We start from the raw sequence: 9,278 nt of genomic DNA, 5'->3' as shown, positions 1-9,278 counted from the left end.
GCCAGACAATTCGAAATAATTTCTTTAATTTGTACTCGTGTGAGATCCATACTGTTTTACTGTTTTATTTTATTTTTTCAAAGATAATAGTCTTGGGTCTTACACACTTTTTTGGGACAGTATCAATAAAAATCTGCAAAAGAACGAGCAGTGCCGTTTGCCATATTTTGAGTGGCTCTTGTCACTATTGAAACGACCAAATCACCACCTTTGTAAACAAATGGTTTATCTAACTTAAGAGAGAGGATATAATCATTTGCCGATTGGTTAGAAACCAAATCAAAGGCATCAATTCTTACTTTTTGAGCATCAATAACCTTGTCGGTCATGACATTTACAGGAATCCATTGATATTGTTCACTATCCGGATCTTTCACAAAGCTTTGAGCGGGAGAAGAGCTTATATACATATCAACTTCTCCATCGAAGATAGTTTCAGTAACAACATCCTCCGGGAGTTTTAGACGATAATTAATTTGATAGATTGTTTTCCCTTCTATGTTTGACAGTTCAGAAGCCAGCATCAAATCCTGAGATTTTGAATAGTTGTAATCCACATTGACCGGAGGAATCTGAAATACAGACGCATCAAAACAATTGTTTGTGCCACTGAAATTTCCCAGTTCCAAAATATCTTCTTTAGGTTGTGGAACAGGATCCGGAGAAGGGGTCGGTTTACCTACAGGGATAATGGTAAATTTATTCCAGACAGCATCCTTCAAGAAGGCACCCTCAGCTTGATAAGGGACATAAACTTTCAACTTTTTAGGAGTTTCCATATTGAAAGCATCCTCATTTATAACCGGAGGAACAAGGGTTAGCAATTTTAAAGCTACCAATGAATTACAATTGCTGAATGCTCCAAATGAAAACGACAGCCGAGGAGACAGCAAAGAGACAGAATCAAGAGATGAACAACCATTGAAAGTCAGACTATCAATTTGAGAAATCTTTTCAGGAATAGTAAGATGTGTGATTGAGCTACACCCCTTAAATGCTTTAGCTCCTAACCAACTCAAAGAGTCCGGAAAAGAAATATCAACCAAGGATTTACATCCCATAAAAGCCAAAGAGTCAATTTTCTGAAGTCTATTTCCAAAAGAGAAGGCCCGTAAGAGAGAGTCATTGGCAAGTGCGCTTACACCAATATATTCCAAAGAGTCGGTACCGGATATTCTGATGAGTTGTGATTTTTGAGATAAAGCAGAGGCTCCGATAGCCTTAAGAGTTTGAGGCAAGTCGATCTCCTTCAAATTTGGGAGAGGTATATCAGAATCTTGTTTGGACGGACTCCAAAGGGTGTCTTGCTTAAGAACAGCTTGCCCTAAATGCAGTTTTTCAATACTCTTAGAACTATATACATAATCCATATCTTCACGATTAAGAATACCCGTAATTGTCAAATCCTTGACAAATTGGATTTGCTTATCCGAGATCTTTTCTTGGAGCTTGCCTGCAGTCTCATTTGCTATTGACATAACCTCTTCTAATGGTTTCTCAGGCTCCGTTGTTGAATTGCGATAGTAGAAGAGCTTTACGGTACGATCTTTGTAAGCTCCCACGGCACTTATATACTCTGTTTGATTTGTCACATCTTTTTTATCACTTCCATCACAAAGAGACATGACGGGTAATCCCTTTACATTTTTAGGATAAGATAAGCATGCACAGAACGAGCGTGACGATTCTCCAAATATGGATGAAGCCTGTGTCTCAATAGTTAAAAGCAAGTTTCCGCCTGTATACAGATAAGGTTTATCAAATTGAAATTGGAAGATATACGGATCTGTATCTTCAGAATCCAAAGTCATCTTATCAATATTGACATTAAAATCTTTCAACACACAATCATGCGATTTATCGATAGGGAGGAAATAATACTTATTCTTTTCTCCGGGCACAAAATGGTCTCCATCAATCTTCGTTATGTAGATAGAGATTTTAGCAACGAAGCTGACAGACTCAAAATTGGATTCGTTGTGAAGTTTGAGATCCAATCGTGTCAATTCTTTACCTAACACCTTGGCCAATTCGTCAGCCTTAATGATTTCCTGACTTTTTCCAAACTTTACATCTACATTAACACCAATACTTTCTTCAGGTTTGTTGCCCGAAAAGACATCTGAAGCTTGATCATAACCACCCAAATCAAGCGTACTCAAATCATCTGTCCTTGATGGAGATTGCGCTTCAGCCTTGCCAAAGCACATAAGGACAAACAGAGGCAACATAAAGAGTGCCCCCTTAAAAAGTTTTTTCATAAAAATGTTTGTTTGTAAATCTCTTTGTAGCCAACAAGAAAGCCAATCAGAAAATATAGCTCAATTCGCATCCCAACCGAGCTGTTCGCTTATCGTTCAACGCAATCTTGCCCATACCATACATCAAAGCTATCTTGAATGCACTATTCTGAGATCTGAATTTGTAATAAAAGTTATGTTTTAGTTCAATATATTTCGATAGTCCCATTCGTGATTTTACGAACTCTTCATCAATGAAGGTTGTAATGTTTTTGTCATAATAGTATCTCTCCGATGACGAGAAGCTATAATCTCCTCGAAGAATTGTCTCCCCCAAAAGATGATCTGAAATCATTTTCCACTTGAAGGAAACAACTCCTGTTAATCCTTTGATATTAAAAAAACTATGTTGGTTAGATAAAAGATCATTCTGCGAAAAGGATTCATAATAGTAGCCCATCTCTGCTTTCAACAAAGAGCGTCTAAAGTGCATACGCAGACCTAACATACCTTTCAAATGGTTACTCTGAGCTTCATAACTTTTGTTGGAAGCCACAAACTGATAATTTGCAACGCCAAGTTCTCCGGGCTCAGACACCAGATTATATACCCTCTCTTGAGCTGATTTTGACTCATGATTGTACTTTCCTCTAAATGTCAATACACCAAGCGATCCTAACCTGCACAAATCGGCCGAGAGATAAACCTTCATAGGGACACTTAACATCTCACTCAAATAAACCCCGGCACGATCAAAGTTTAATCGTGATTTTGATTGTCCTATCGTAAAATAGCTATGCAGATTGAAAGACTTTAAGAAGCCATCTAACCTCACCTGCCCATAATCACGAGTATGACGATACCTCGTATAATCACCTCTATTGCTATAACGGGTATTATGTCCCCCAAGGGGTCTCATCACATACACCCACTGAGCAACGTCTTTGGTATAATTGACTAATGAAAGATCTTGATAATAGGCCCCATACATCATCTTTAGTGATATCAGCCCTATTGACGGGAAATGATAGGTAAAGGAGAGATTGGAAGAAATATCAGAAACTGTATTCTGCACCCTGGGATCCCTTTTGCTATACCTCAAAGAACCAAGGTAATCACATCCGACCGAGAAGGCACAATTTCTCAACCGATATGAAGCATCCGCCCCCAATGAATATACCTCTTTATAAAAGTTTGTCGACAGAGTATCAGCAAGCACAAAGGGATAAAAAAGCTGCACATCATCTGTCAAAGATGATTTATTGTCTCTTTGTAGATTGCGTGCATACATTGCATTTCCTCTAAAGGAGAAGGAGTTCAAATGCTTAATACCATCCGCAAAAAAGCATAGATCCCGAAGACCATTGGGTCGATACGAAACAGGGGCTCCCTCTACTGTTTGCGACAGATAGGCGACACCTGCTTCAGAAGCTACAACCCCGGGCATAAAACTAAGCAAAGAAGCAGCCCCTTTTGAACTGAATTGATACTTAACAGAGTCGTTATCCCACCATTGTTTCATAATAGGACTATCCTTTATGGTGGACAAATAATGTTTTTGTCCATTGCAAACAGACAGACTCATGACACACAAAATCCCGATGCAATACCAATCGATTATATATTTCAAAGGAGACCGCTTCATGCCCAATTAATAAGAGATATGATTAAGAGATTACTTTTTCAATAATGAGGATGGCTGATCACGCAGAAAATCATTCATCGAATCATTTGTATCTTGAAGAATAACAATATCTCCCACTTTTGAGGCAATCTTACGCTGTATGGTAAGTCCTTTGCCCATCTCAGAGATAAAGGTATGTGTCAAATCAACGGAAGATGGAAGTACTTTCTGTACAATGGTCTCACCATCTGACTGTTCAATACCATCCAATATCATACTATCCGGAATATACGGACGCATAACGGGAGGAACAGTTGGATTGGGATATTTATCCTCATGACCAAATGTCTTCAAGAATTCTTTATAAGGACGATCCAATTTGAAAATAAAATAAGAGCTCAATCCTCTCATGTGCAACATCGTAAAAGACCTGCTCTCTTTATGCAACGATACAAGGTTGGGGACTTGGGGATTGTCCTCCAAAGGATACACCTCTGTATTTTCACCCCACTCAAAATCTGCTCCCGAAAGATCCGGAGCATTGTCTGATACAGAATGATGATTTTTGGCCAATAAAGCTACGACCAAATCTTTACCCGGTCCGACCGCAACAGACTTGCCATTACCCGGAATCATAAGAAGAGAAGAGGCTCCAACAGCCGGAAGTCTTTTGACGATATTCTCATTGACTGAAGGCAATTTGGTATTACCGGCAGAAACTCCAAAAACCAAGCTGTCAGCATAGAGTGTTTCGGTTGAATTGTTATGAATAATAAAGTAAGAAGCCCAGATATAGGCCTTGTTCGTCTCATTCTCAGTAAAACCGGCATAGGCCATCTCTTTGAAAACAAAACCACTACTTGATTTTTGCAACAACAAATCCAATGTTACTGCATTTTCGCCTTTAACGATAGAGACATTTTCTTTTTTCCCTATAAGGTTGAAGACTTTTGTTCCCGTATTGGAAGTTGCCGACACAGTAAAAGTATAAACCCCGGGGAGAAGTGAGATCTTAAGGGAGGATATCTGCTCAGCATACTTAAAATCCTTCTTTTGACCGGTCTCTGTATTTAGAACTTCCAATTGAATATGGTCCGGGACAATAGTCTTGTCACTTATATTCAAATGAATTGAGACAGGAGATTCGGTCTCTATGGCAGACCCACCCCCCTTATCGTCCTTGGAACACGAAAACAAGGTCAGACCTGCCAGGAATAGACCCAATAGACATAAAACATTTTTCTTCATGTTGATAACATTTAATTATGGATTAATGGAATTATTCAAAATATGTTTTTCCTAAAAGAGCATACAGAACACAGAAAATCGGAGAGGACAAATCAAGGACATACCTAAAAATGCTTCTCTATCTTGAAATGAACAAAGTACTCTATCCATTTCCATTCTTAATCGTTTTTAGTTGCAACTCGACTCCAAAGAACGCCACCCTCCAACTCTGCACTTTCATCCTATAATTTGTAAGATATACCGGCCTATATGTCAATAAGTTATTAACGAAGAAAGAGACCTTAAGCCACCTATTCACTTCCTTTGTCATCTTAACATTAAAGCCAATATCCACAGGTTCTTTATTCTTTTGAAACATCATGGGATCGGTTGTTGCAATCAACTGTTTTTGCTCAAGATCATTTAGATCTATATCCTTGCCATTATGACTGATTCCTTTTTGATCAAGGAAATACAGAGGATATGCGTCAAACGGCATCTGCCTGGAAGTATACGACCATACAAATTGGGTAGTTGTAGAGCATATAAGCTTCAACTTTGGAATATGGGTATCTGTCCTTAACAAAGTGTGAAATCGGGTAGTCTTTGTATTGTCTCGACCTATATAATATCCCAGATAAGGGTTGACCTTTCCCTCAATCTGCGTTGAGGGACGATAAGCCATTGGCAAGCTATTGCCATAAATCGTTTTATAATAAGCACCTTGAAAGGTTAGATTCGTTTTAAGGACAGAAATCTGAGGGAATCTGACACTATATTCCAACCCTTTTTTATCTATCCAAATAGAATTGTCCGGCTGTGATGTAGCTGACAAATAATCGGTATGAGCCTTTGGGAAGTCACTAATAGAAGGTTTACCGTTTGGTAATGGCGATGGAAGAGAATACTTATCATAAGGGGTGTAATAAGTATGTGTACCATAAGAATATCCACTTCTCGTTTTGTGATGAAAGGCACTCAACATTATATCTGTATTCAACCAATTAACTGATAAGCCTAATTCATATTTGTCTTCTCTATTAAACCGAAGGTGGTAGTTAGCCCGATCCCTGACATATGTTCGAATCCACAACAATCTATTGGCCGGATTGGGATCTGCATAATTGAGTTCAACAAGATCAAAATAGGCCTTCTCAGGATAGAGATAAGACAAAGTTGGAAGCTTGATATGTCTTCCCCACCCACCCATTAGATTCACCTTAATCAGGGAAGAAAACAGACTAAAAGGAGGCAATGACAGCGTGCCATATACTCTCGGTTCAAACGACCAACGTTTAGCTATATCATAGGGAGATCCTGTTAGATTTAGGTCTTTCTCTGTACGAATGCCAAGTCTGATATCAGACTCCCATCCTCTCCCTAAATCTGTACGCAAACGATGCTCAACAAAAAAGGATAAAGGAGACATGGCGGGAATAGATCTGTATGCGATAGGTCTGGAAGATAAAGAAGAACCGGGATTGGGAGGCAACATACGGTCATAGATCGGTCCCCTCCCATAATTCTTCGACAATCTATATTCAGCTCCAATCATCAAATCACCATCATACCTGCCATAATTCCAACGATGAGAAGTTCTGATTTGAGCAAAAAGATTCAAAGGCTTACCATCCGTTTTATAGTGTGTATAATATACGGGAGGAAGATATGCACCCTCTCCGACTCCATCCTCATCCAATAGAGGCAAAGCCAAGATACCTCGAGGAGAGACATATTTTTCTTGTTCTATAAGGTCGTGTGCATAGTCCAAAGAAAACACAGCATCAATAGTATTGATCCATGGCATTTGCGGCTTAAGAGAAAAATTATTGTTCCAAACAACCTTATTATAATAGTTGTAATAGGACTCTCTCAATGTCATCACCTCAGGATCAAACTTACGACTGTTAAGGGTCCCCGTATACATCAAAGAGGTCATAAAGCGCGGAGCATAAATATGCCTGCCGGCATAAGAGTATTTCACAATACCCATCAAACGGCGATATCCGGAAATTGGATTTCTCTTATCTGAAACACTCTGAGCATAGTCTGCGCCAAAATAAAGATTATGACCTTGAGAGACATTGAAACCTTTTCCTATGGACCCAAGTTTAGTATAGGGATCTGATTGAACTCTCAAGGTCCAAGGGCTATATCCAACTTTTGTATGTAAGATGACTACCCCACTTGACAAATTGCCATAACGAACCGATGGAATACCTTCAACCACATCCACGCTCTCAATATGATCCACTGAAACTTCTCTAAGGTCAACACCACCATTCATAGTGGTCTTGGCATCCAACTCTTGATTATGATTACCTAAGCCTTGTAGATTGGCATCGTTAGAAATAGGGGCACCATCCACCACAATCGCGGTACCAAGAGCCGTATTATGATTAGAGCGGACCTCTCTGACAGACATTTGCTGAACGCCCCTAAGTCCGGGGTTACGAACAAGCCCACCCGGTGTCAAAGACAGCACATCGGATAAGCCGGTTGGTTGCAAATAGTCCAAAGCCTCTTTATTGATTCGTGTTTTTCCTGACTCTTTTTTAGATAACTCGCCTTGTACAACAATTCCTTCAAGAGAATAGGTAGCAGGATGAAGAAATAAGGTATCGACCTTGTTGCGACAAACCACCTTTTTGGACAAAGGTTGATAACCCATATAATTAATGGTTATCCCTATAGTCCTTCCTCTCGGAATATTGATCTGAAAGTGGCCTTGAGCATCCGTACATAGATTCAAGTCTAACGATTCAGAAGAAACAGATGCAAACGGAAGTGAAACTTTGGTTTCATAATCTAAGACAACAGCCTTGTAGTAACAATTCTGACATACGCCCCTATTTTGACTTGACACCAAAAGACAAACTAATAATATGATATAAAATCGCACCTGCATTCAACCTTTATGATTCGAATGCAAAGCTAAAGACCCAACAAGCTCGGGGTAATCCCTATTAATAGCGATTATACCAAAGAAGTAAAAGACTAAGTACACATTTTAGGTATTCAAAGACTTTTATCGCAGCGGACAATCTTGATGTTCCCAAGACAGCCATATAAGAAAATACATACTTATTAACCTTGAAAAATCAAACTAAGAAGAAGATTGAGCAATATTTATTAATAAATCATTCACTGGAAGCCAGAATTGTAAACAACATGCCTCCATACAAAATCTTAGATATAAAGTTATGTCAAAACAAGTTAATTAATAAGACTTATCATTTTGAATTTCAACACTTTACAAATCCATCGTCTAAGAAACATTGCCTACCTTTGCTTGCGAATTGGTTTGACAATAACGTTCACCTTTGTAATCAAAAAGAATAAAACCTTTGATTATCAAAAGGATAGGACAACAATTAAAAGGGAATTAGGTGCAAGTCCTAAGCAGTCCCGTTGCCGTAAGTTTCGTTTATAACGATTTGCGCATAAAGCCACTGGCCATAATAATAGTTCGGTTGGGAAGGCGCTCATAATCCAGAAATAAGCCGGAAGACCTGCCAATTTGATTGCTCTCATGACTTTCGAGGACTTAGTCTGAGCAGAATGTTTATTGAAGCGACAACTTGTTGGTTGTGGCAATTGGTTGCATGTAGGCTGTCAAAATCTGATGAAATCGTTAGAAAAATATCTCAGACAGTTGATCTCAAGTCACAGGATATCTACAAACGTGGGCAACACCATCCCCTGCCCCTTCAACACTCAAACAAAGCATTCACTCATTCGAAGCCGAGATGGTGAGCAGATGTGATGCAAAATTAGTTTAGTGTTTAATTTAATAACAAAATTCATGAAGAAAATTACCCGATTACTCTTATTGAGTATGCTGGTATGTCTCACAGCCGTGGGAAACATCTTCGTACGTGCTACGATAGATTCAGTCCACAACAACGAGACAACAAGGAGCATCAAAGAAGCTCCAGAAGGGAATCAAGAGGAAAGCGACATCTTCTTGCAACCAAAGGCCGGAAAGGTAGAAAAAGTTATCTCTTCACCCATCCATTACTATCCGGACCAAGGGAAGGGGATGAAAGCAACCAACAAGATTAAGAAGCTGTTTAAAAATTATTCAGAGAATTTATTAAGCAATATTTTGCAGAAAGCAAGTTGAACCATAGCCTCTGCAGTAGCGGCATGAAACTCATAATCAATCGTCAGTCTTCTAAAATTTT

5 protein-coding genes and 1 riboswitch are annotated in these 9,278 nt (G+C 39.0%); of the genes, 1 reads left to right on the top strand and 4 read right to left on the bottom strand.

Annotation, left to right across the window (positions count from 1 at the left end):
- Positions 1–122 precede the first annotated feature (122 nt).
- The 4 genes from ACFO3G_RS04930 to ACFO3G_RS04915 form a co-directional block, all read right to left on the bottom strand.
- A complete protein-coding gene (locus ACFO3G_RS04930; protein WP_380078533.1) occupies positions 123–2,261 on the bottom strand; it encodes a leucine-rich repeat domain-containing protein in 2,139 nt (712 codons plus the stop codon).
- Between the two features lie 46 nt (positions 2,262–2,307).
- Positions 2,308–3,762 (bottom strand): DUF6850 family outer membrane beta-barrel protein, encoded by a 1,455-nt coding sequence (locus ACFO3G_RS04925; RefSeq protein ID WP_380078531.1) that lies wholly within the window; start codon positions 3,760–3,762, stop codon positions 2,308–2,310.
- A 153-nt stretch (positions 3,763–3,915) separates the two neighbouring features.
- A complete protein-coding gene (locus ACFO3G_RS04920; protein WP_380078529.1) occupies positions 3,916–5,112 on the bottom strand; it encodes a DUF4876 domain-containing protein in 1,197 nt (398 codons plus the stop codon).
- Between the two features lie 142 nt (positions 5,113–5,254).
- Positions 5,255–7,957: a carboxypeptidase-like regulatory domain-containing protein gene (locus ACFO3G_RS04915; protein ID WP_380078535.1), complete on the bottom strand. Its 2,703-nt coding sequence runs from the start codon at positions 7,955–7,957 to the stop codon at positions 5,255–5,257.
- A 481-nt stretch (positions 7,958–8,438) separates the two neighbouring features.
- A riboswitch (cobalamin riboswitch) is annotated at positions 8,439–8,625 on the top strand.
- Positions 8,626–8,896: 271 nt separating this feature from the next.
- On the opposite strand from ACFO3G_RS04915, the gene ACFO3G_RS04910 reads away from it, so the two are divergent.
- Entirely contained in the window at positions 8,897–9,217 is a 321-nt protein-coding gene (locus tag ACFO3G_RS04910) for a hypothetical protein (protein ID WP_380078527.1), read from the top strand.
- The last annotated feature ends 61 nt before the right edge of the window (positions 9,218–9,278 follow it).

Source organism: Falsiporphyromonas endometrii (assembly GCF_042654485.1).
GTDB classification, from domain to species: domain Bacteria; phylum Bacteroidota; class Bacteroidia; order Bacteroidales; family Porphyromonadaceae; genus Porphyromonas; species Porphyromonas endometrii.
This window is presented reverse-complemented; position numbering and strand designations above follow the sequence as displayed.